The sequence below is a fragment of the Vibrio rotiferianus CAIM 577 = LMG 21460 genome, assembly GCF_002741985.1.
Classification (GTDB): Bacteria; Pseudomonadota; Gammaproteobacteria; order Enterobacterales; family Vibrionaceae; genus Vibrio; species Vibrio rotiferianus.
This window is the reverse complement of sequence record NZ_APHW01000102.1, coordinates 75,053-98,301: the sequence shown is the minus strand read 5'-3', so window position 1 is coordinate 98,301 and position 23,249 is coordinate 75,053. Positions and strand designations below refer to the sequence as shown.

General features: G+C 44.1%; 20 protein-coding genes. 11 read left to right on the top strand and 9 right to left on the bottom strand.

Features of this window, described 5'->3' with window-relative positions:
- Window positions 1–983 precede the first annotated feature (983 nt).
- The gene (locus B853_RS18450; protein WP_038883307.1) at window positions 984–2,867 is read left to right on the top strand and encodes a methyl-accepting chemotaxis protein; all 1,884 of its coding nucleotides are present in this window, start codon (window positions 984–986) and stop codon (window positions 2,865–2,867) included.
- 115 nt (window positions 2,868–2,982) lie between these two features.
- Here the strand turns inward: B853_RS18450 and B853_RS18445 are convergent, their stop codons facing one another.
- The gene (locus B853_RS18445; RefSeq protein WP_038883306.1) at window positions 2,983–3,624 is read right to left on the bottom strand and encodes a MarC family protein; all 642 of its coding nucleotides are present in this window, start codon (window positions 3,622–3,624) and stop codon (window positions 2,983–2,985) included.
- Between the two features lie 211 nt (window positions 3,625–3,835).
- Between B853_RS18445 and nfsA the strand changes: the two genes are divergently transcribed.
- Window positions 3,836–4,558 carry an oxygen-insensitive NADPH nitroreductase gene (gene nfsA, locus B853_RS18440; RefSeq protein WP_038883303.1) on the top strand — a complete coding sequence of 241 codons (723 nt, stop codon included), beginning with the start codon at window positions 3,836–3,838 and terminating at the stop codon, window positions 4,556–4,558.
- A gap of 418 nt (window positions 4,559–4,976) precedes the next feature.
- Window positions 4,977–9,044: a hypothetical protein gene (locus tag B853_RS18435; RefSeq protein WP_038883302.1), complete on the top strand. Its 4,068-nt coding sequence runs from the start codon at window positions 4,977–4,979 to the stop codon at window positions 9,042–9,044.
- A 48-nt stretch (window positions 9,045–9,092) separates the two neighbouring features.
- Here B853_RS18435 and B853_RS18430 read toward each other — a convergent pair whose 3' ends face one another.
- Both B853_RS18430 and B853_RS18425 read right to left on the bottom strand, forming a co-directional pair.
- Window positions 9,093–9,467 (bottom strand): hypothetical protein, encoded by a 375-nt coding sequence (locus B853_RS18430; RefSeq protein WP_038883300.1) that lies wholly within the window; start codon window positions 9,465–9,467, stop codon window positions 9,093–9,095.
- A gap of 4 nt (window positions 9,468–9,471) precedes the next feature.
- Window positions 9,472–9,780 carry a monooxygenase gene (locus B853_RS18425; protein WP_038883298.1) on the bottom strand — a complete coding sequence of 103 codons (309 nt, stop codon included), beginning with the start codon at window positions 9,778–9,780 and terminating at the stop codon, window positions 9,472–9,474.
- A 109-nt stretch (window positions 9,781–9,889) separates the two neighbouring features.
- Here B853_RS18425 and B853_RS18420 point away from each other — a divergent pair, with 109 nt between their 5' ends.
- On the top strand, window positions 9,890–10,783 hold the full coding sequence (locus B853_RS18420) for a LysR family transcriptional regulator (protein WP_038883296.1): 894 nt from the start codon (window positions 9,890–9,892) through the stop codon (window positions 10,781–10,783).
- A gap of 327 nt (window positions 10,784–11,110) precedes the next feature.
- Complete coding sequence (locus tag B853_RS18410; RefSeq protein WP_038883295.1) at window positions 11,111–12,379, top strand: DUF1835 domain-containing protein; 1,269 nt, start codon at window positions 11,111–11,113, stop codon at window positions 12,377–12,379.
- A 13-nt stretch (window positions 12,380–12,392) separates the two neighbouring features.
- Here B853_RS18410 and B853_RS18405 read toward each other — a convergent pair whose 3' ends face one another.
- Window positions 12,393–12,989 (bottom strand): TetR/AcrR family transcriptional regulator, encoded by a 597-nt coding sequence (locus tag B853_RS18405; RefSeq protein ID WP_038883292.1) that lies wholly within the window; start codon window positions 12,987–12,989, stop codon window positions 12,393–12,395.
- A gap of 282 nt (window positions 12,990–13,271) precedes the next feature.
- Here B853_RS18405 and B853_RS18400 point away from each other — a divergent pair, with 282 nt between their 5' ends.
- From B853_RS18400 to B853_RS18385, 4 genes are all read left to right on the top strand, one after another.
- Entirely contained in the window at window positions 13,272–14,111 is an 840-nt protein-coding gene (locus B853_RS18400; RefSeq protein WP_038883290.1) for a TonB-dependent receptor, read from the top strand.
- A gap of 12 nt (window positions 14,112–14,123) precedes the next feature.
- Window positions 14,124–15,248, top strand: coding sequence for a BamA/TamA family outer membrane protein (locus B853_RS18395; RefSeq protein WP_038883288.1), 1,125 nt, complete (start codon window positions 14,124–14,126; stop codon window positions 15,246–15,248).
- Between the two features lie 9 nt (window positions 15,249–15,257).
- Window positions 15,258–16,322: a DUF4056 domain-containing protein gene (locus B853_RS18390; RefSeq protein WP_038883285.1), complete on the top strand. Its 1,065-nt coding sequence runs from the start codon at window positions 15,258–15,260 to the stop codon at window positions 16,320–16,322.
- Between the two features lie 320 nt (window positions 16,323–16,642).
- Window positions 16,643–17,947 (top strand): dicarboxylate/amino acid:cation symporter, encoded by a 1,305-nt coding sequence (locus tag B853_RS18385; RefSeq protein WP_038883284.1) that lies wholly within the window; start codon window positions 16,643–16,645, stop codon window positions 17,945–17,947.
- Window positions 17,948–18,053: 106 nt separating this feature from the next.
- On the opposite strand, the gene B853_RS18380 is transcribed toward B853_RS18385, so the two are convergent.
- The 5 genes from B853_RS18380 to B853_RS18360 form a co-directional block, all read right to left on the bottom strand.
- Window positions 18,054–18,467 carry a DUF6795 domain-containing protein gene (locus B853_RS18380; RefSeq protein WP_050568923.1) on the bottom strand — a complete coding sequence of 138 codons (414 nt, stop codon included), beginning with the start codon at window positions 18,465–18,467 and terminating at the stop codon, window positions 18,054–18,056.
- Window positions 18,468–18,673: 206 nt separating this feature from the next.
- Window positions 18,674–19,048, bottom strand: a complete 375-nt coding sequence (locus B853_RS18375; protein ID WP_038883281.1) for a YkvA family protein — start codon at window positions 19,046–19,048, stop codon at window positions 18,674–18,676.
- Window positions 19,049–19,235: 187 nt separating this feature from the next.
- Window positions 19,236–20,360: a M20 family metallopeptidase gene (locus B853_RS18370; RefSeq protein ID WP_038883278.1), complete on the bottom strand. Its 1,125-nt coding sequence runs from the start codon at window positions 20,358–20,360 to the stop codon at window positions 19,236–19,238.
- A 9-nt stretch (window positions 20,361–20,369) separates the two neighbouring features.
- Complete coding sequence (locus B853_RS18365) at window positions 20,370–20,837, bottom strand: YjiG family protein (RefSeq protein ID WP_005374849.1); 468 nt, start codon at window positions 20,835–20,837, stop codon at window positions 20,370–20,372.
- Window positions 20,837–21,577 carry a nucleoside recognition domain-containing protein gene (locus B853_RS18360; protein ID WP_005437881.1) on the bottom strand — a complete coding sequence of 247 codons (741 nt, stop codon included), beginning with the start codon at window positions 21,575–21,577 and terminating at the stop codon, window positions 20,837–20,839. Before B853_RS18360 ends, B853_RS18365 begins: the two co-directional genes overlap by 1 nt.
- 377 nt (window positions 21,578–21,954) lie before the next feature.
- Here B853_RS18360 and B853_RS18355 point away from each other — a divergent pair, with 377 nt between their 5' ends.
- Complete coding sequence (locus tag B853_RS18355; protein WP_038883267.1) at window positions 21,955–22,323, top strand: hypothetical protein; 369 nt, start codon at window positions 21,955–21,957, stop codon at window positions 22,321–22,323.
- A 96-nt stretch (window positions 22,324–22,419) separates the two neighbouring features.
- Complete coding sequence (locus tag B853_RS18350; RefSeq protein WP_038883260.1) at window positions 22,420–23,136, top strand: DsbA family protein; 717 nt, start codon at window positions 22,420–22,422, stop codon at window positions 23,134–23,136.
- Window positions 23,137–23,249: the final 113 nt, after the last annotated feature.

The window sequence follows — 23,249 nt, the reverse complement described above, 5'->3', positions numbered from 1 at the left end:
AACCTCGTTAAAATCCAGTTAACATTCAATACCAAGACTCTTACATTCTCTAAATGTCCAATTCACTAGATCAGAATTACGGGATAAAGTTCTAATATTTGACATTTCATTTTATACCGCAATAAACAGCCGTATGCGGATCACTCTTTCCCAATAATCCGTGTGTATCATTCCGAATCAATCACTATTAGTAATGCCGACAAGGTACATATAACGATTATCGCTATCAGTCTTGGTAAAAATAGAGCTAAGACCAGCGTAAAAGCATTAGAGTTAAATCTAATATAACTGAAAGTAATATATAAAGATAATTTAGCCAACAAAGAATTTATAAATATAATTGATTATGTCTATTCACGAGAATACCACACCAGTAAATCTAATCGTGGATAATTCAATTCTAACATCATATGAATACTTTTCTGGCACTAGGAAAGCCTAACAAAGGCCGCTAATGAGTTACTTATTATGGAAACTAACTGCAAAAGTCATTACTTGGCGTCCAGACTAAAATCGGGAACACATATTGAGTTTAGCGTGTTTAATGTTTTACCTAACGTCCTCATGCTTCGGGGAGAAAACGTTTGTGTCCAATGGTCACTAAACCGCGTTGGAGTTGAGATTTCCGATTACGACAAGATGATCAAAATTGGCTTTCATTATATGCATGATGAACTGGGAGATTGTCAGTACTTCTTCTTTGACAAGGGAGAGAAGAGCGCACTGTTTAACTTTTTCAAAAGTCTGGGATTAGTCCGTATAGAGGAAAACCAAGTCGATTAGGTTCTTCGAATCTCTATTACCCAGATCTTACAACTCAACTTTTTATTTATAACTATTCCCACGCCAAAAATTACTGGGAATGGTCAATAGTTTGTTCTTGTCATTAAAAGGAACTTAAGGACTGTTAGAAACTAAAAATAACTAAAAATTCATGTATTAAACATCAGAAAAATTAAACATTAATAATTACGAGACTTAAAATGAATCTATCACTCAGAGGGAAAATAGCACTTGCCTCTATTGCTATATCCGCGACACTATCGGCATCAATAATTGGATTAAGCACATCCAAAATGACATCTCTAACCGAGAAGGAAATCAAGACAAAAATAGTATCTGTAGCTGAAGTTACTGATAAGTTAGTGGCAAAGTGGGTCGATTCAAAAATCTCCGTACTTAATGGTGTCGATATTAAAGGTGACTTTAAACAAGCCGGAGATCAGGCAATAAAGTCCGCAGACTTAAAAGATGTTTTTTATGGTGAGAGTAACGGTCATTATCGTGGGGCCGCACTAAACGAAGATGAGATGCCAGAAGATGGGTTCGATCCGAGAACAAGGCCTTGGTATAAAGGGGCGATGACAAGTGGTAAAACCATCATAACGAGCCCTTATCTTGATGATGACACTAACAAAATGGCCATTGCTATCGCTAAACCTATTACTGGCCCAACGGGGCTTGATGCCGTAATAAGTGTCGAGCTATTCGTTGAAGAGTTCTCTAAAGAAATTTCGGAAATAACGGTTGGTGATGAAGCGAACATTTACTTAGTAGATAAAAGCAACGCCACGTTTATCGCGCACTCTAAAGGTGAGTTCTTATACAAACCAACCACCGAATACACCAAAGAATTCACCACCAGCAAACTGACTGACTTCGAGTCTGATCGGAAAATCCATCATGTGAACGTTGGCGGGGAAACAAAATTGGTGTACTTCATGCCAATACAGTCGACAAACTGGATCATTGCTGTTGAATTAGATGAGGCTACCGAAATGGCCTCGCTTCACGCCATTATTTTACAAAATGTCCTGTTATCTATCGTGCTGATTATCGCTTCAGCCCTATTTATCATTTGGTTATCGAAAGTATTACTAAAAGATTTGCATACTGTCTCAGATGCTCTTGGGGAAATTGCTGACGGTGACGGCGATCTAACGCAACGTATTGATATCAAAAATCACGACGAGATCGGTGCCCTAGCGGACAACTTCAATAAGTTCGTAGGAAACATGCACGGCATAGTCACTCGATTGAGTTCGGTATCCACGAACCTAAACATCCAGGCTCATGACATGAATACTCAATCCGGTGAGAGAAGGATTCTAATTCAAAACCAACAGGGTGAAGTAAATATGGTCGCAACCGCGATTCATGAAATGGCTAGCGCAACACAGGAAATCGCGAAGAACGCCGAAGGCACAGCCAACGCATCCGATAATGCAGTTGCCAAGTGTAAAGATGGCGAGTCTCAAGTGGTACGAACCCAAGAATCCATCAACGAATTGGCGAACGAAGTTGAATCCGCAACAGAGATCATTCTCAAGCTAGAAGATCACGGAAATGCGATTAACGCCGTACTCGCAACCATTCAAGATATTGCTGAGCAAACCAATTTACTGGCGTTAAACGCAGCAATTGAGGCTGCTCGAGCGGGCGACGCTGGTCGAGGATTCGCTGTAGTGGCAGATGAAGTAAGAATATTGAGCCAGAATACGCACAAGTCGACCAAAGAAATTCAAGAAACCATCGAGACGCTAAGAACAACGACAGCGGATGCGGTTGGCATTATGGAGACAAGTAGAGAGCTTGCGTCGAAAAGCGTGAGTGAAGCAGAGTCTGCGGCTTACAACCTAAGTAAAATAAACCAAGTCGTTGTCGAGATTAGTGATATGGCATCTCAGATTGCTACAGCCGCTGAAGAGCAAGCATCTGTGACCGATGAAATTACCAAAAACACGGAGATGATCCGAGATGCGGCAGATGATTTATCGGAAAAAGCCGTGATTGCGGAAGAGCAGTCTGTCGCACTATCTGGGTTATCAGGTGACCTGAACAAAGAAATAGGTAGCTTTAAGCTATAAGCACTAACCCACCGCTCCCTTTTCAGTTTGATTTCAATCACTCTAACAAAGCAGAACATCCCTCATAAAAATGCCCGGCTTAACTCACCAGCCGGGCATACTTGAAGAAAAGGCTCTATGCAAAAACCGTTTTATAAGCGGCTGCAGCGCCATCAATGAACATCTGAGTTCCGATGACCGCCAAAATCAACCCCATCATTTTAGTGATAACGTTAAGTGCACTTGGCCCAACGACTTTCACTAACTTGTCCCCAAATAAGAACAACACATAAGTGATCACACAAAGGACGGCAAACGAAGCAATGGTAATGATGGTTTCCGTCATGCCACCAGCGGTAGCAAAGTTCATAGCCGTAGCGAGCGTACCTGGGCCCGCTAAGATTGGCATCGCCAATGGGGAAACGGCAATACTCAGAGCCGCTTGTTCTTGCTCAGGTGAATAAGCTTTTTCTTTTGTCTTTTTGTGTGTCGATTCACCTTGCAGCATGTGAAAACCGATTAGAAATACTAAGATACCGCCAGTAATGCGCAGGGCGTATAGCGTAATCCCAAACAGATCGAATATGACTTTGCCAGCAACGGCAAACACAGCGACGATAACAAAGGCGATAAAGACAGATCGAAACGCAATTGAACGAACCGTTTGTTTATCTTCATCTGCCGTTAGGCTCAGAAAGATAGGAATATTGGCGATCGGGTTCATGATGGCAAAGAAGCCCATAAACACTGTGACCGTATGAAGTATCAGCTCTTTCATGTTCTCCACACTTGGTAAGCTATTGATTATTAAAAATCAGTATATACCTTACTTTATAAATAACGTCACTTTATGTTCAGTTTGCTCGATAGAACTTTGTCAATTTTGCCCTTTGGCACAGTTTGTAGCACGTACAGGTTTACGCTCCCCGCAAATACCATTATGGTGAAGTTTCAACCAAATAAAGGCAGCCCAAGGAAGTTAGCACATCATGAACAGCACGATTGAAACCATACTCGGTCATCGCTCCATTCGAAAGTTCACCTCAGATCCGATTACGAATGAACAACGACAAACCATTCTTCAAGCGGGCTTAGCCGCATCTTCTTCAAGTATGTTGCAGGTTGTATCCGTCATCCGAGTTACAGATATCGAAAAACGTAAACTGCTGGCCCAGTACGCCGGCAACCAACCTTATGTAGAAAGCGCCGCTGAGTTCTTGGTATTTTGTATTGACTACCAACGCCATATGACAATCAACCCAGAGGTTCAAGCGGACTTTGCCGAGCTCACTCTGATAGGTGCTGTAGATGCTGGCATCATGGCACAAAACTGCTTGTTGGCGGCAGAATCAATGGGGTTAGGTGGTGTGTATATTGGCGGCCTAAGAAACAGCGCAGCCCAAGTTGATGAATTGCTTGGTTTACCACAAAACACGGCCATTTTATTTGGTATGTGTTTAGGTCATCCAGCTCAAAACCCAGAAGTAAAACCTCGCTTACCAGCTGATGTCATCGTACATGAAAACCAGTACCAACCGCTAAATCTTGAAGATATCCAAACGTATGATCAAACCATGCAAGACTATTATACGAGCCGCTCAAGCAATCAAAAACAAAGCACCTGGTCACAAGAAGTCACCAGTAAGCTCGCGGGAGAATCTCGCCCTCATATTCTGCCTTACTTAAACCACAAAGGCTTAGCAAAGCGTTAAATTATCCCCTATTTCTGTACCAGGTGATTTTGACTCCAACTTAAGGTGTAGCTTATACCCAAGTGACTTCAAGATGCAGGATTCAGAGCGTTGTCATTGATTCGAGTGCAAGGAAAACAATGAAGCGGAATAGCACGCTCTTTCCAAGTTGTTTGACGCAGCAATCGGGTCAATGACACGCTCCCGTAGGGCGAGTTGCCTTGGCTTGTATACTTTGTTGCCGATTCTTGATTTAGACCCACTAAGCCTTCAAATCGCCGCCGCGTCTACAAACCAAGTCATTCTCGCTGAACCAAGCATCTCGAGGTTACTTGGGTATAGCGTCACACCTTTTCAAATAGCTCAATCTTTTCAGTGACATCGGCAACACACGTCTTTATCCTCAACTAAATATGTAAATAGTTGTAGTGCAAGTATTATGTCAGTTGCTTTAGATACCCAATCTCTGGTCGTGGAATACGACCCTCAATCTCTTGAATCTTTACGCCAAGCCCTAAAACATTATCGAGAAGCCCTCCTGCAAGAAAATGCCTTTGATAACTATCATTGTCATGTTCGCTTCCAAGTAAATAACGGGTGTGACGATCAAATTGGTTCATTGGTTGAAAATAAAATTGCTCAAGAAGTGTTTGCTTACGTTGGCTACTCGTACAAAAGCGATATTCAACCAACTCAGTTATTAAACAGCACCTATTTAACCAGTGAAGGCGCGTTTTTTCTTCGAGCATGTCAACATCAAGCACTAGAGTCTGAATTAGAGGAAACGGCTAAATTGATTTGCCACCTCGCGAGACAATTTAATGACTCTAGTGAGATGTGGGTATCTGAAGAACAAGTATTTGGGTTGTTACCACTTTTGATTGTAGGGCTCACCTTCCCTCGCCTGGCTTTTTATCTTGGCGGTTACACCATCCCATATTGGGACAGTGAGCACGCTCCCCACGGTGAGTTTGCATTGGGGGTTCTGACAAACCATTTGGGTTATACCCACGATACACTGAAAGCATTTTGCTACTGTGATAACAGTACTGCTCGAGGATACATGTTTGATGATTCTAAACATGAGAGTGCAAGCGACCTAACGACTCATAGCCAAGTCACTGGATTACTTAAAATCTTCCGCGAAAAGCCACACGAGTTCGAAGTATTTCGATCTTTAATGAAGCAACGCTTTGCTGATCAAGACTACCTACAATATACAGATGACTCTCGCTACTATGTTGAACGCCCAGTAGACCGATTCATCTATTCCATCATGTCGCCCATTCATGGCATTGATATCGATGATCATGAAGTAGATTACCACACGGTGATGATGAGCAACTTTATTGACTCGTCAGCAGAACAAGCAGCGGTGGCACTTACCAGTGAGATCGAAGCATATCTGGGCCGTCCAATTGTTCCACCCAAAGTCATCGAAAATGAAGACGACTACTACCGTGATCACTACTATTATCGAGGCACTGGTATTGCGCAATGGAAGTCATTCATTACCGAAGGTTTTAATGAAGGGAAAACAATTTGGCATTACATCGAGAGTGGGGAAGATGCACAAGTCCTAAATGTGATTGAACCGTGTAACATTCAAATCGCCGCAAGAAAAGGTAACTTCGATATCTCCGAAAAATTCGAATATTACCTCGGCCGCTATGACTCTTACCACGAAGAGATGATGACCATTGCCGGTGACATCCTACACGATTGGCACAATGAAGACTTGGATGACGCAGCGATAGCGGAAAACAATCAAAAGATCTTGCGCTTGTTTGACGTATTACATTGTTGGAACAACAAAGCGTCTTTTCATGCCGATGTGGCTCATGGGCTTGTCCACGACTTTGAGCTCATAAGTGATGAGGATTTCACCCAACGTTATAACGGTGATTGGAAGGCTCAATTTCTAAACTATGTCAAAGAATGTGGTGCATACCGAGACAATATTCGCCAGAAAGAGACCCAGCTTGCCCATGAGTTATTGAACAAACATCGTGAAGAGGCAACTGATCTTCTCGAACAATTGCCTGACGCGTTTGATGAAGAGTTTAGCTTAGCCAGTCAACTGGCCTTCTGTGCTGGCATGCTTTACCACGATAAAAAGCACGGTATCAACGACAAGGCAACAAAAGCGTTTGAGGACAAACTTGCCTCAAGCCTAAAGTCAGAGCTTCTTCTCGCTTTGAGTGAAAACAGTCGATTCCATTGTATTGAGACTGCCGAGAAACGTTGGCGATATGTTCCTCTCACTGAGGAAGAGGAGTCCCAAGCAAAACAAGATTGGAAAATCGTCGATGCATTTCTAAACAATGAAAGCGATGATTTCGATGTCACGCTAAAATCTTTTAAAGACAACATCGAACAGCTCAGTGACAGCAGACAAATCAACAAAAATCAGCCTTACTATGAGTTTCTGCGTGACTTTGACGACAAAGCCCAGAAGCTATTAGTCGCCGCTCATGTTTGGGGCTCACTACAAAATACTCCTGAGCAAATCTATTGCCATCGCTTACTTTTACTCTGGTTGACATCAGCTCCGGCGAAAGTCACTCGCATGCTGTCTTATTTTTATTGCGATCGTTATGGAGAGTTAAGCGATCAATCACACTCATTTGTCGATGACTTAGAATACCATTCAGAGATCGATAAACTGACTGGGCGCTTGGAATTACTATTGTCTCAAATCGATCGTAGGGACGATGATGAAATCAGTTTGATGGACATGTATTTCGATCAGTTCGAAGCGCAGCAACAAACAGAACAAAACAAACAGTTCGTTCGATCAGCACTAAAAAAACTCCGTCCGGATGCTGAGCTGCGCTTCTTCGAGCTGCTGGAGCAACGAAGACCAAATATCAAAACCAGTTACTACGATGAAGCGCTCTTAGACTCTATTCGCTACACCGTAAGTGAACAAATGGGACGTCGTAACCCTAATGGTTACGCCATCACCAAAGAGCAATCCAAAACAGTAGAGTGGATCACTGCTCAGATCGCCCAAACGACATTGCTCAACTCAGAGCAATTACAAACGTTACTGGATACACTAACAACTAGCTTCATCAGTGATTTTGATACCAGTTACGGAATTCCTGGTATTGATGAACTGTATTGGAAAGCCTCACCGCACATCCAAGATAACCTCTTGCGATTATTTGCTCTTAATCCTAGTCTAGGATTGAAGCAACTTGAGAGTGAACGTGCTCTCCCTCTGCCAGACTTGTTTCAACAACTTTATGACCGAGGCGCACAACTCGCAATGTTGCTCAAGTATGCAGTTAAGCAACATTGGGTCAATGCGATGCCTTGGTTTGCCAAACAAACCGATCTAAAGCGCTATACAGACCAATTGGAGATAAGCCAACTACTTAAGCTGATTGAGTTGGTCGCTAACCTCCCAGAGTTCACAACACTCATCAGTGAATATGCGCAGCACCCATCGTTGAAAGTCCAACAGCTTGTTGCCGATATACAGGCTGGAAAATATCGTCATGCTGCGCTTTCTCCTTTTGAGTTGCTCGATTGGGGTATTTACCATATTCCAGAAGATGATGATCCAAGCGAATTAATAAAACAAACCACCCTAGTCCGTGCGGAAGATCAACGTTGTTTTGGACTTCGTATCGGCTATTTCCCAGAAGATGATGACGAGGACGGTTATGAACCTGAAGTCGCCCTAACAGTTCGCATCGATCACCCATACAGAGCTTCAATTGGAGGTTACTCACATGAATATGAGTCTTCGATTCAGCTGAATCACTCCAACTGTTTGACTTGGAACCTAGGCGAAAAAAGTTCTAACTCTACCGGCGTCTATCGATATCGAATTTATCATCCAAATGGCGACTTGCTTGCGGACAAAGTGTTCCATGTCGTCGATGATAGTCCTAGGCAAATGGCGCTACTGGAAGAAGCTCAACAAAAAGCACCATTTGAAAGCTCTCATATTGGTTCGATCTGCCTTAATCAGGGGCTTCTCGATTTTGTGGATGCGAAAACGAAGCCGTACGGAATGATCTTTGGTTGTAAGTTGCCAGAAAAACCGATGCCCGTTCACTGTCATACAAAAGAAAGCCAGTTGGAAATCGCTGAAATACACGTCACTCCTACCGAGCCGACACAGTGGTTCTATGCTTCAAACCCAACTTACGCTTTTATGGAACAGCGCGTGAAAAGCCGAGTGCTTCTCGTTGGTAGTACAAGCACCATAACCGAGACTCAATCAAAAAAATCGCTATGGAAAAATGCGGTCAAACAGAGCTCCCCCGTTGCTCTTATTCAACCAGATGAAACAAAAGCAAACAATGTTGCTGCAATTTATCTCGATAAGTGTGGAGCGAAGGTGTTTTATGGTTTTGATGAGAAAGACAACTTATGTCGTATCGCGGTAACGAACGTTAAATATGGTTTGGCTCGGCGCTTTTTCATCCGCGTCATGAACCGTATTGCGAAAAAGATAATGAAAGATGGTGGCGAGTTTATGCCTCATTAAAAATGCAAGCCCTGCGCACATCGCGGGGCTTTCTTGATATGGTTTGCTCTACGATTGTTTCTTCCATTGAAGAAAAGTAAGCATACTCAGTAATAGGAAGAAAGCAGGATCACTCCAACCAAAGCCAACAAACACCCCAGTAATACCAGCGTAAGTAGTGATCACCACGCCTAAAAGATTAGTGACCAGCAATGCTTTGAACAGTTGTTTCGCCGTGTTGCTAGGTTCCACATCACGTAGCATCAAACTGACCGCAGCAATCCCACCTAAAAAGATCGACGTATGCTGCGATAAAAACAGCGCGTACTGGTCGTTAATTTGTACGCCATACATCGGCCACATCATGGTTGGCACAAAAAATAGCGCAAAAGCGAATACCGTATATATGACACCATGAACGGTTAGAAAGGTGCGGTTAGTCATAACATTACTCTCCGATTGGACCTTGGTTGATATTACTTAGCGGTGTATTAATATCGAATATCTGACCTCTTACTTCCTCTACACCCATCTGTTTCAGACGAGCAGTGTGCATTTCGAGATAAGCTTGCGCCGTTGCTTCATCTTCAAAAAGATAGATGCCACCGCCAAGTTTGTCTTGTTCGCTTTCCGTCCAAATTTTCCAAATCATGCCCGGCTCTTGGTTAATTGATTTCGCTAAATCGATCAGAGCATTCGACATCTCTTCACCAAATGGGCCATGAAATTCAAAATCAACTTGCAGCAATTTCGCCATCTTGAGTCTCCTCTTATTATTGACTCGCTTTCGATGGGAAGATTATTACCTTTATAAAACTGACAAAAAAGTTCATAATTTTGCCATTAACTGTGGAAAAAACTGACCAATGAGACTCAAAACAACCTTAGAGCAGTGGCAAACACTAAAAGCAATTGAACAGGCGGGAAGCATTCAGTCAGCCGCAGTAACGCTCAATAAAAGCCATACCACGCTTATCTATTCGGTGAAAAAACTCGAAGACCAGCTTGGTATCAAGCTAATAGAAGTAAAAGGTCGTAAGGCGGGGTTAACCGAACACGGCAAGACGATGTTACGCCGTGCGCAATCAATGCTTGAGCAGGCTCGTGAACTTGAAATGATCAGTGAACAGCTAAATAGCGGTGTAGAGTCGCAAATTACGGTAGCTATCGATCACCTGTGCGATCCAAGTTGGCTCTATACTCCACTTAGCGAATTTCTCACACACAACAATACAACTTCAGTTCAAGTCGTAGAAACCTCTCTGAGTAAAACCACAGACATGGTGATCAATGAATTAGCGGACATAGCCATCATCAACCTTCCAATCACCAACTACCCTGCTGAAGCGTTTGGCACTACCACTATGGTCCCTGTGATCGCAGCTCAACATCCGCTAGCAAAGAAGGAACATATTTCATTGGCGGACTTTGCGACCACCAGCCAAATTGTGGTTCGAGATTTGGGGGAATCAGACAAAGAGAAGCGAGACGTAGGCTGGCTGCGTGCGCGCCAAAGAATCACGGTGGACAATTTCGACCACGCGTTTAGAGCGGTTGAGCAAGGTGTCGGATTCTGCCGCCTCCCAAAACATCTCGTTGAATACCGCCAAAATGACCGCCTCAAAGTAATTGACCTAGAGCATTCGAACCAATATCAAGTCGCTCTACATCTCACCTTACCTAAAGGGGCGAAAAGTGGGCCAGCCACTCTTGCCCTCTATCAAACACTACTTGATAGTGCCAAAGTGCGAGTGGAATAGAGCAAAAAAAAGCACGCTCAACAGCATGCGAATCTTGAGTTTTCATCATCGATGCTCTCCCGCTCCAATTTGCTCCTCGACTTAAGTTCTTGAACTGTTTTATGTGAAGTTAAGTGCAGTTTTACTTCTTTATATTATTCAAAGTTGCGATACCTGTTTCGATTACATACCATGTAAAAAGCTCAAGCCTAAAGCACCCAACACTCGCGGAAAGAACTCGGTTCACGGCAACTCAACCTCCCTGCTCTTGTTAGCAGGAACAATCTGTTTTTACCTTCTTTTAAACTTCTAATAAGGCGAGTGTGGAAGAGATAAGAAAGGTGAAAAATGCAATCTCATAATAGCTTCTCTATTAACCTCAACCAGCAAAAGTCAGTAGCCAAAAAACGCTTAAAAGCGATCCGCCAAAATGATGAGCTTGCCTTACAGCAAGTTAGGCAATTTCATACCCAGCCAGAAAAGCTTACGACAGAGTCCATTCAACTAGCAGATGTTCAACATGCCTTAGCAAGAGAACTCGGCTTACCTAGTTGGAGTAAGTTAAAGGCGCATGTAGAAGAGTTGGAATTTCACAAGGTCGCCATCCATAACCGAGAACAGCCTCTAGATGCGGAACTAAAAACTCTGCACGTTCGATGTGGGCATGACATTCAGCAGCAATTGAAAACTTGTGGCTTTGAAGGTGAATTCTTGCCCATGATTGATCCTTTGTGCATCGGCCCCATTCCAAATGATGAAACGGCTTTTGTCGCAATCCGAGCACAATATGTCGTTGATACGTTGTTACCCGTAATGGGGCGTGAAGGCTCGGTGCAAGACATCGCCCAATCAGAGCAGGACAACATCAATACCCTGCTTGATGATCAGTTTGAGCGCATCGTGTTTTGGGTTGAACATGATGCCTACGATCAATTCATGCTACTTCGAGGGCTATCTCTGCTAGATAAAACCGAAGGTAAAGTCATTGAGATCATCGAGTCCAACAAGTTTCCGGGAACCGAGCGTTTTATTGGCTTTGGGCAACTCCCTGCAGAGGCGGTTCGCTCGTGTTGGCAGCATCGAAAGCCCGTCACATCAAAGCTAAGAAGCCAAGCTAAGCGTTGTTGGCAGACTTTGACATCACAGACTCCTCAATCCCTTATCGAACTGCTTGCGCAGCATGAGTTAGATTGTTTGCCAAATATTAAAGCCGCGATGAAACGACACCTTCAAGAGTTACCTCACTCGGAGTCAGGGTTGAGCTTCACCCAACAATTGGCGCTGGAGACATTGGCCGAACACAGCACACCAATCACAGTTAAAGATTGGTTTCAGGAATACCAAGAAAAAGAGCCTCTGCCGACATTGGGTGATGTGATGTTTTATGCATTACTCCTCCCACTGACACGCAGAGACAAGCCGCTATTTAGCATCGACTCATTGCAAAAGAATTGGTGGGAGCAACAAGTCTTTATTACTGAGCACGCTCAAGCATGTCTAGAGGGAAGCCAACCCATAACTCAAAACTACTGGGTCGGAGGTATACAAGTCCGAGAATCAAACCTATGGGTTTGGGATCACAATCAACTATCCAGTTTGAGCGATAAAGCGTGGTAACAGCGCGCTCTATTTAACAACGATATCCATCTAGGAACAGCGTAAGTATATCTTCAATCGATTTCTTGCGCTGTTCAAGGTTTGGCACCTTGTGGTTGGCAATCAACTGAGGCCATAAAAAGTTACCTTTTAATAGACACATCAACATATTACTCATCATAGCCGGGTTTAGGTTTTTGACTTTCTGATCTTTAATTGCCTCAGAAAACCATTTCTCTAATTGTTCATCCTGACTCTGAAGTTGATGTAGATAGTTTTCCACAAATTCTGGTGTGCGCATAAACTCACTAATGACCATCTTAGCTAGCGGCAAGCCAAAATCCTCATACATAGAATCAAGCTTAGCGAGTAAATAAGTGCGAAGTTGAGCCTCTATGCACTCTTCAGCTGAATACTGAAACTGTAGACGTGCCCTTTGAACTTCCATCACAGCTTGAATGGACTCAATAAACAACACATCTTTGCTTTCAAAATGACGATATAGGGTCCGTTTGGAAGTGCCGGCTCGCTCGCAGACTCGGTCCATATTGGCACCTGAAAAGCCATGCTCGATAAATTCTTGTTGTGCGGCTTCAATCAGCGCAATCCGTTTTTTTTCTGAAAGCTTCATCGTTCTAAATTCACCAACCTCATGTAAGTGGCTGCAGAGTATAGCGCACAACAATATAAAGTACACTTTAAAGTTTACTTTTGTGATATTAGGAGTAAGATGCGCTCGCCGAAGTTAAGAAACTGCTCTAAATCCGTTAATAAAACAGCCGTCCTTATCTCTCGCTAACGTGCTTTTCTCCAAGATAAAGCTGTGATTTACCCGTGACGATCATTAGATGTTCATATCCAGAGCAAACCGGTTCTGGCTATAGGATGATCGCCATGCTTAATGAAGTGACTTATGAAATTACCTTCTTTGCTTGTTGCTGCTTCTTTCCTCGTTACCGGAGTCGCGAATGCGGATTCAATTTCTCTGCCGATTTGGAAAGAGAAAGCAGAAGCACTTGGCTACAACTTACCAAAGCCTTTTGGTTTAAACCTCAGCTATATGAGTATGGAACAAGGCATCAATGTCGACTCTATCGCACTAAAAGGTTTAGGCGGAATTGAAAAGTTAGTCGACATGCAAGCAGAACCAGGTAAACAAGCCACTGACGTTATGACATTGCGCGCCGATGTCTGGCTGTTCCCTTTCCTAAACGTTTATGGCTTGATTGGCACGCTTGATGGCTATTCAGAAACCGATGTAAACGTAAAAGTTAAGTTGCCGTTTGTGAAACCACAACGTATCGAAAACTTCCGCCTAGATCTCGATGGCTACACTAAAGGCCTTGGTTTTGTGCTTGCTGGCGGTTATGACCAATGGTTCGCATTGGTCGATGCAAGTTACACTCAAACCAATTTAACCGTTATTGATGGTTCAATTGATGCAGTTGTAGTTTCTCCTCGTATCGGTTACGACTTCCATCAAAATGGCGTACCGATTCGTTTTTGGGTTGGCGCTATGTATCAAGATGTCGAGCAAGAACTCTCTGGCTCACTCAAAGACCTTGGCTTACCGCCATCTTTAAGCGGATTAATGTCATCAGATGCCCGTTTTGAAGTAAAGCAGCGCTTAGAATCTGAATGGAACACCATCGCTGGCATGCAATACCAAATCAATGAAGATTGGTACCTTTTGGGTGAAGCCGGTTTTGGTGATCGTCAAAGCATCTTCTTCTCTTTAGACCGTCGTTTCTAGGGTAGCGAGAAGATGAAAGCCTCTTATACCCTTGCGCTGACAGCGCTGCTTAGTTCGTCATACGCTTTTGCTATGGAAAAAGACGAAAGTAGCTTAATGGATGACATCCTGACCAAGCTTGGTTCAAGTGAAACCGTGGATGAATCTAAATTAATCGACTGGGGCGTATTACCTGGTCCTTTTGTTAACCCAGAACAAGGGTTTGGTATTGGTGTTGCCGCAGTAGGTTTGTACACGCCTTACGACTGGCAAAAAGGCGAGCCTTACTCGACCGTCACCGTTACTTCTTATGGTTCAACCTCAGGTTCTTACGGCTTGGGGTTAAACAATCGCACCTATTTAAAAAATGACAAAGTGCGTCTTTTAGGTGAGGCATGGATAAGCCATACCCCCGGTTACTATTGGGGCATTGGTAGCCAAGCTGCTGAAAACGAGAACAACAAAGTGCAGTATGAAGGGCAACGTTTACAGTTGAGCCCAAAAATCGCCGTTGAAGTCGCCCCAAATACTTACGCCAAACTTGGTTGGCAATGGCAGTCATTCAGTAAGGTCGACGGTGTCGAAGGCGATATTCTCCCTTCAGAAGTTGCCGATTCCACTAGCAGTGGCGTCTTAGTTGGAATGGAATACGACACTCGTGATTTCGAACCGAACCCAATGCGGGGGCAGTTTCTCGATGTTGAATGGATTGCTAACCGAGATTCACTCGGTAGCGATGAAGACTACGACAACCTCGTTGCTAACTATCGTGTTTACCAACAATGGTCTGACACGACGATTATTGCAATGGAGGTATATTCACAATCGATTTTCGGTGACGCACCTTGGTTTGATTACGCCCAGCTAGGTGATGACCAGCGTATGCGTGGCTACTACCAAGGGCAATATCGCGATAAGCACCAGCTTTCTACACAAGTAGAAATTCGCCATACCATTGCAGGTCGCCATGGTGTGGTTGGGTGGCTAGGTGCTGGTAATATCGCACCAACTTATCACGAGCTCTTTGAAAATAGCTGGCTACCGACTGTCGGGGTTGGTTATCGATTTGCCTTTAAGGCACGTATTAACGTGCGCGTCGATTTGGGTGTGGGCAAAGACAGCACCGGTTTTTATTTCCAGATTAATGAAGCATTCTAGGGGTATGGTTTGAAGAAAGCAGCACTATTACTACTAAGCCTTTGTAGTGGATTCGTTCACGCGCAACAACTAAAAGCACCGGTCGGCGTTAGACCGTGTTGTGCATTTGGTGTCGATCTCAAAGCGCAATTAGGAAGCGTGCCTGTTCCTTTCTTTTCTCTTGAGAATGTCTTATCCAGCAACGAAGTGGGTACTCACCACTATAACGACGGCAGCGAGTCAGTCTCTGGCAGCTTGCTAGGGCTGAATAAAGAAGCCAACGGTATTATCTTTACCGAACTAGGCGGCTTTATTGATACTGCCCACGTCCGTGATACCGCAGACTACACCTATTATTTGTTCACTCTCAACCAACATTATTTAGGTCGCGCTGCACACCTAGATTTACCAGAAGAGCTACGTGTTCGTCGTATTCGTTGGTATGAACAAACAGAGCAACTGAGTGAAGAAGAGAAGCTAGATCGCAGTGCTCAAGCAGCAGCGTTAACGGCATTTCGCCTAGCTCAATGGCATGAAATTGCTCAGTGGTTCGGTATGGTATCCGTCAGTGGCTTTAAAGAACTGGCATCAGCATTCTCATCGGAAGATCTCTATTCCAACATGCTTGGGGCAAAGTTAGCTAAGCAAGTACTACTGGACAACCCCGAACTCGATCAAGCAAGCTTTTCGAAAGCAATGGACAGCGCTTTTAAACAAGCATTAAAGGACTTAAAAGCTCAGTCGAAAGCTGTCACTAAAGAGAAAATTCAACAACTCGATGGGGATTGGTGGGACAGCTCACGACGCCTACCGGATAAGTGGGTGGTTCGCTTCCGTGATTACCATATGGCGCTGAAATTAACGCCGAACTATTCTGGCGCGAACCATGAACTTTCACTATCGGCGACTTTTTCGGATCAGCAGCCGATCGACAAATGGATGAGCGTTGAGTTTAGAGCAAGCGACGATGAAAAAGCGTTCTCCACACTGCCTAAATCATTATCATCAAAACCCATTTGGACGCCCGCTGATTATCAACAGATTTCATATTTTGCTCGCACTATCGATAACCAAACTCGCCCGTCATTGAACTGAGGTCGAAAACAACGAGTGAATAAAACATGCCTAGTTATTCACTAGGCAATGTATTACCCCATTCTATGCAAGTCGTTTTCTACCACTCAAGAATGTAAGAAATCATTTCTATCGGTTGTATGTTCGATAAAAATGTTAATTTACAAACTTTTCAACCACGAATTTCGTTACAATTTGGTTAAAAGTCTATTTTTTATAGTGATATAGTTCACACCTATTAACCATTCAGACGATTATTCTTTCGTGTTTCCACACTCCGCTGCTAATCTGCACGCCGCCTTGAAGTGAACTTAAGGTGCATAACTATAAGGAGTGTTCTCATGAATACCAAGAAGCCGATGTCGCTTACCAGCCGAGTAATCTTAGGTATGGTAGCGGGTATCTTGACAGGATTTGCAATTCGCACACTTTTTGCCGACAACGGATTTGTCGACGCATACATTGTTAATGGATTATTCGAAGTTGGTGGACAGATCTTCGTTGCCAGCTTAAAAATGCTTGTCGTACCGCTAGTGTTTGTTTCATTAGTTTGTGGTACTAGCTCTCTAAAAGACCTATCGACATTAGGTCGCATGGGTGGCAAAACCCTAGCTTTCTACGTAGCAACTACTGCTATCGCAATCACACTTGCTCTAACCATGGGTACCCTATTCCAGCCTGGCGCTGGTGCAGACCTAACCGCAGCAAGTTCATTCAAATCAGCAGAAGCGCCATCTTTGGGTCAAGTGATCATTGATATGTTCCCGACTAACCCAATTAGCGCAATGGCAGAAGGTAAAACTCTGCAAGTTATCGTATTTGCCGTCTTGTTTGGCATCGCGATCAGTGCAGCAGGTAAGCCTGGCGAACGTATCGCAGCATTCTTCTCTGATCTGAATGAAGTGATCATGAAGCTAGTTGCGATTCTGATGAACCTAGCGCCTTACGGTGTATTCTTCCTAATGGCGAAGCTGTTTACCGGTCTTGGTCTGGGTGCAATCTTGAACCTTGCCGAGTACTTCGTAGTACTAGCTGGTACGCTATTGCTGCACGGCCTTGTGACATACAGCTTGATGCTAAAAGGCTTTACTGGTCTAAACCCAATTACGTTCCTACGTAAGATGGAAGACGCAATCATGTTTGCTTTCTCTACAGCATCATCGAACGCAACCATTCCAGTAACAATGGAAACGGCTAAGCACCGCATGGGTGTTGAGAACCGCGTATCATCGTTCACAGTACCGCTAGGTGCAACCGTGAACATGGACGGCACGGCGATCATGCAAGGTGTGGCGACAGCGTTCATCGCACAGGCATTCAACATCGACCTAACTATGGGTGACTACCTAATGGTTATCATGACGGCAACATTGGCGTCTATTGGTACCGCAGGTGTTCCTGGTGTTGGTCTAGTAATGCTAGCAATGGTATTGAACCAAGTAGGTCTACCGCTAGAAGGTATTGCACTTATCATGGGTGTTGACCGTCTGCTTGATATGATTCGTACTGCAGTTAACATCACCGGTGACAGCGCAGTGACTATCATTGTTGCTAAATCGGAAGGTGCATTGGATGAAGCTCGCTTCAATGATCCAATGGCCGGCGTAGCCGAAGAAGAAGTGCACCTGAAACGTGCTGACGCCTAAATCGTTCTACGATTAAACTATCCTGTCTAAATGAAAGCCCCGATGGAAACATCGGGGCTTTTGTTTTATCTGTCGAAGCTCAACGAAATGATAAATAAGTTCATTTTTATTCTTCGTATATTCCAGAGTCTACATAACCAGTTAACTTGCACTGACTATATACATAAGTATCATCTTCACCATTTCCAGAATAAGAAAAAGCGAAGTAGTAAACTTCATTGGTTACTTCGCAATTCAAATCTCCCATATTTTCTCTAGCAAACTCATAAGTCTCATAACCATCAATTGAAGATTCCCATATCGTCACCTCTTCTCCATTTGCTAGATGAGTTTTCAGGAAAACGAGCACGTATTTCTGATTTAGGCTCAATGTGCCTTGAGGCTTACGCTCTTCAAATGCAGGGAAAGCAAACGCTCCGCTGGCATCAGTAAGAGTTTGAAACTCATGTATGGTTCCACGCACACCAACTCGAAGGACCACTAATTGAGATGACAACGGTTTTCCGTTCAAAGTTAACATACCCCGGATATCTGGCGTATACCTGTACATGGACGGCTTCTCTTAGCTAAAAACTTGAATCCGAAAGTACACTTTCCAATAGACCAAATCTACCACGGTAAACCGTATTACGACGAGCTCGTGTACTTCGAGTAAATGTTAAAAATAACAATTTCTTATTTGAACTAAGCCAAACATTGAACATGTTTGATGGGCAGTTTCCCCACCTACTTCACCATCGAACTCAGCTTTTCTCTCGCTTGTTCTTCATGCTCGTCGGTGATGGCATTGCCGACCGAGTTCGCCGCTAGAGTCAATGCTGCCATGTCATCGGTAAAGCCGACGCCTGCTAGTACGTCTGGCACCATATCAGTGGGGAGAACAAAGTAAGCTAACGCGCCACCAAGGATCGCTTTGTGGCGAACAGAGGTATTGGAATCTGCCACCGCAAGCCATGATTTGATGCCCATAACCGCAATCTCTTCACCTACTTTCTTGACGGAGTTTTTCATTTTACGCCAGAAGGTTTTCGCATCTGGTGCTTGCATCGTTTGGTCTAAGACGTCATCGGACGCCGAATTTACAGACATGCTTGTGGTCATCGTGCCTCCTAAATTTATGACTGTGTCATAGATATTAAGACGATGAACCTGAACGTAGTATTAATAGCGAGTAATGATAATGAAGAAAGGAAGCCAATTGGCTAGATAAAAAAATCCCCAAACCGAAGTCCGGGGATTATTGCTTTGGAAACCAAAAGCTTTGGGAACCAAGCTCTAGAAAAATGCCTTATTGAGCAATCTTCTCCAGTACACGCATCAACATTTTGATACGTGGTTCGATAGACTCAAGCAACAAGTACTCTTGATCACTGTGGAAGCCTGCACCGATAGGTCCTAGACCGTCCAAAGTTGGAACGCCAAGAATTGCCGTGTTATTTGCATCAGAGCCGCCACCCACTTCTTTCCAGTTGATGTCGATAGCCAGTTCACTTGCGGCTTCTTCAACTAATGCCATCAGGCTTTCCGTTTGAGCACTTGGCACCATAGAAGGTTTGTAAGCTTCACGAACCAATTCGATACTCACACCATCAACGAATGGTGTTTCCAGCATGCCGTTTAGCTTGCTGTCGACATCATCGTATTCTTCATTGCTCCAGAAGCGCACATCCACGATCGCTTCAGCGTGCTCAGGGACGATGTTCGCACCGTTACCGCCAGAAACAATACCGACGTTCAACGTGGTACCAGATTCAAAGTTGGTCATTGCATTGACAGCCAGAATCCAGCTCGCCATCTCTGTGATTGCGCTGCGACCATTCTCTGGTTCGTTACCTGCGTGAGCAGCAACGCCGTTGAAGGTCATTTTGTAGCGAGCCATACCTTTGCGCGCTTTGACTAAACCACCGTCTGCACGTGCTGCTTCTGCAACCAGTACATTCTTCGCGTTTTTCGCTACTGACTGAATCCAGTCCACAGAATCTAGAGAGCCCGTCTCTTCATCTGGGTTCATGCAGATCGCGATAGACAGCTTATCCAACAGCGCTTGGTCTAGATTACGCATCGCGTATACGATGTTCAGCAAACCAGATTTCATGTCCGAGACGCCCGGACCGTAAGCTTTCTCTGCATCTTGAGACATTGGACGAAGCTCAGCGGTCCCCACAGGGAACACGGTATCCATGTGACCAATCAGCATCACATCAATGTGAGCAGCTTCAGGCTTGTTTCGAACTTCAAGACCAACGCCTGCTCTGCCACAGTCGATGCGTTTTACGCTCCAACCTGACATTGCTTGGTACTTCTCTTCAAATTGAGAAGCGATGAATTCGATACCATCAGTGGCGTAAGTGCCACAATCTACATTAATTAGCGGACGTAGCTCTTCTAGATATTCATTTAGAGAGAATTGCATGACTCACTCCTAGACAAACAGATTCATCACCAGCATTGCGCCAAACGCGTTCAATACTGAGATTGCAATCATAACTGGGATGTAACGACCTTCAGTACCGATTGGACCCATAATACGACCCATGTACTGAACTTGAGAACCCATTAGGTAGATAGCAGGTGCTAGAATCGCAATGTGCGTGCCGTTCAGGATGCCTTGGTCAAACAGCGTGATCACTACGCCAACCGCACCGCCCATCGACATCCACGCACCGATCAATACCGCTGCCGCTTCACCCGGAAGACCAAACACCGCCATAATTGGAGAGAACACAGTGCCCATCAGATCCAGCGCACCAGTGATTTGCAGCGCTTTAATGATAACGAACGCCATCAACACGTTAGGAACCGTAGAGGTAGTCGCAATCACCCAACCTTTCTTAGCACCTTCGACGAAGATATCCGTCACCATCGGTTTTTTCGCTTTAACGTCACCCATTATGCCGTCTCCTCTTTTAGGTTCTCTGATTTGTTTTGGTCTTGCTTGTCTTCTTTACCTTCCGTCATGTTTAGGTAGATACGGAATAGGTTCGCGCCAATGATCTTAAATGCGAACATCACCACAACCGCCAAACCAATAGAAGACGTTACTGCTAGAGAGCCGTCAGCCATCGTCAGCGTGAACAACACAGCACCCGATGAGAAGAAGTTCACGATGGTTGCACCCGCAGTGAACTGGAACATCGTAAATACGTCCGTTTCACGCTTAGTTAGGTGGCCTTCATCTTTTAGCTGACGCGTCATCGCTGCACCTGCATCGGTACTTTGTAGAGAAGCAATCAGAGCCAAACCTGAGTTACCAGGGATGCCCATTAGAGGGCGTAGAAGAGGAGTAAGAAGCTTACGAGCTGCTTCAAGTGCACCGTAGTGTTCAAGTACGTTGATCATACCTAATGCGAACATAACGGTTGGGATCAAAGTAAGCGCAAAAATGAAACCGTCACGAGCACCGCTACCGCCAGTACCGCGGAAAGAAGTGGTCGCAGCTTGTACCGCGCCATCCGCACCTTCCGTTACGCCGTAGGCCACTTTACCAAAAGAGCCATTAAGCGTTGTAAAGTCGAATACACCGTACCATTCGTTGGATTGCATCAGACCAGAAAAGAACACAACCGCAAACGCGAGTGCAATGTAACACCCAATCGTCACCTTGCGTTCAGCATGAACAGGGCTTGTCATAAATTCACCTATGTATGTGGAACAGAACACATAGATAATCCCTTGAACGACGTGCTAGAGAGATGATCAAAATCAATCCATTTACCGAACAGCCATGCCGCTTAATTATGAAGTTTTATTTTATGATTTTAATCACATTTAAAAGATAATAAATATTTATGACCAAGATAAGGTATATTTATCTGAAAACTTACCCATCCAATCCATTAACAAAGCAAGCTAAAGTTTGGAACAAGTTTGTGATTAGCCACATTCTCGACGTGCTTCATGGTTTGTTGCTTATTTGAGATTTCTTGACCAAAAACTAACAAATTTTCTGTGCAATTTAATTTAGGGTGGTTCGGTCATAATTATGAGAATTATTCAGGGTTTGCCTTTTGCTTCGATCACAATCCAACATCGCTCGATGGACACTCGCCCTTGTAGCTTGGGTTATCGTGATCTGTCTAAGTAAAAATGCGGGCCTCTATCAATCTTGCCCTCTCATTAGCGATCAAGTCGCGCCTGAGCACGCCACTGCGCAGCAAGAAAAGAGCACAAAAGGACTAAATAAGCAGTGTGAACTGTCTGAAAAGCTGATTCAGGTGTCACAAAACCATCTCGACAGCTTTATTGTGCCCTTATTTCTATTTGCGTTTGTCTTGCTTTCCATCAGTGGCGGTGAACGTAACGCTTTCCGTCATCATACCGAGCCGATACCCGAAAAAGTTCGGGTGCACCTCAAACTGTGTGTGTTTAGAGAATAAAACCCGATGGCTAGGATCTATTGACCTTAAATCGTTTATTTTATTTTTAATCACTTCGCGGCAAAACCGCAAAGAAAAAGAGTTTTAGGAAAAATCATGAAATTCACTCGCACACTATTAACTGTAGCTATCGCACTCACTCCACTGTTTTCACACGCAGCAGAAAAGACATCGCAAGAGAAGCTCGGCGAGATCAATCAACTGCTTAAAGAGAATCCACAGCTCCTAGATGCGCTGCATCAGAACTTGCAAGACTACGTCGCTTACCAAAAGACGTTTAGCACGACGCTGGATGAAGTGCGCACTTACTTAAACGATGGCAAGCACTCGTCATTCGGATCAGAGAATCCAGAACTGACCATCATCAACGTGACCGATTACAGCTGTCCTTTCTGTAAGCGTCTTGAAGGTGAGTTAGTTAAAGTCGAGAAAGAATACCCTCAGGTAAAAGTGCTGAACATGACGGTATCGTTCAAAGAACAGTACGAAAAGAACGGTTACAACTCGGCAAGTTACGCATTAAATGTTTGGCAGAACCAACATGACAAGTACAAAGAAGTGCACGACTTGTTGGTGAAGAAGCCTGGGCCACATGATGCAAGTTCACTACAAAAAATCGCTAAGAAAACAGGCACCGAAGCACAGCTTGTTGACGACAAAGAGACCAAAGCGTTGTTGGATAAAAACTACGAGTACTTCACTCGCTTAGGTCTACGAGGCACACCAGCTATCATTATCAATGACCAAGTCATTCCGGGCTATGTACCTTTCGAGGAGCTTGAGAAAGTCATCGACCAAGAGCTAAAGAAATAAATAGCGATTGATACCGATAGCTATTGAAGTAGCTAAGTAAAAACCGAAAATAACAAAGCCCTTCCTTGAGTGCTCAAGGAAGGGCTTTTTCTATCTAGGCTTAAAACGAAGTT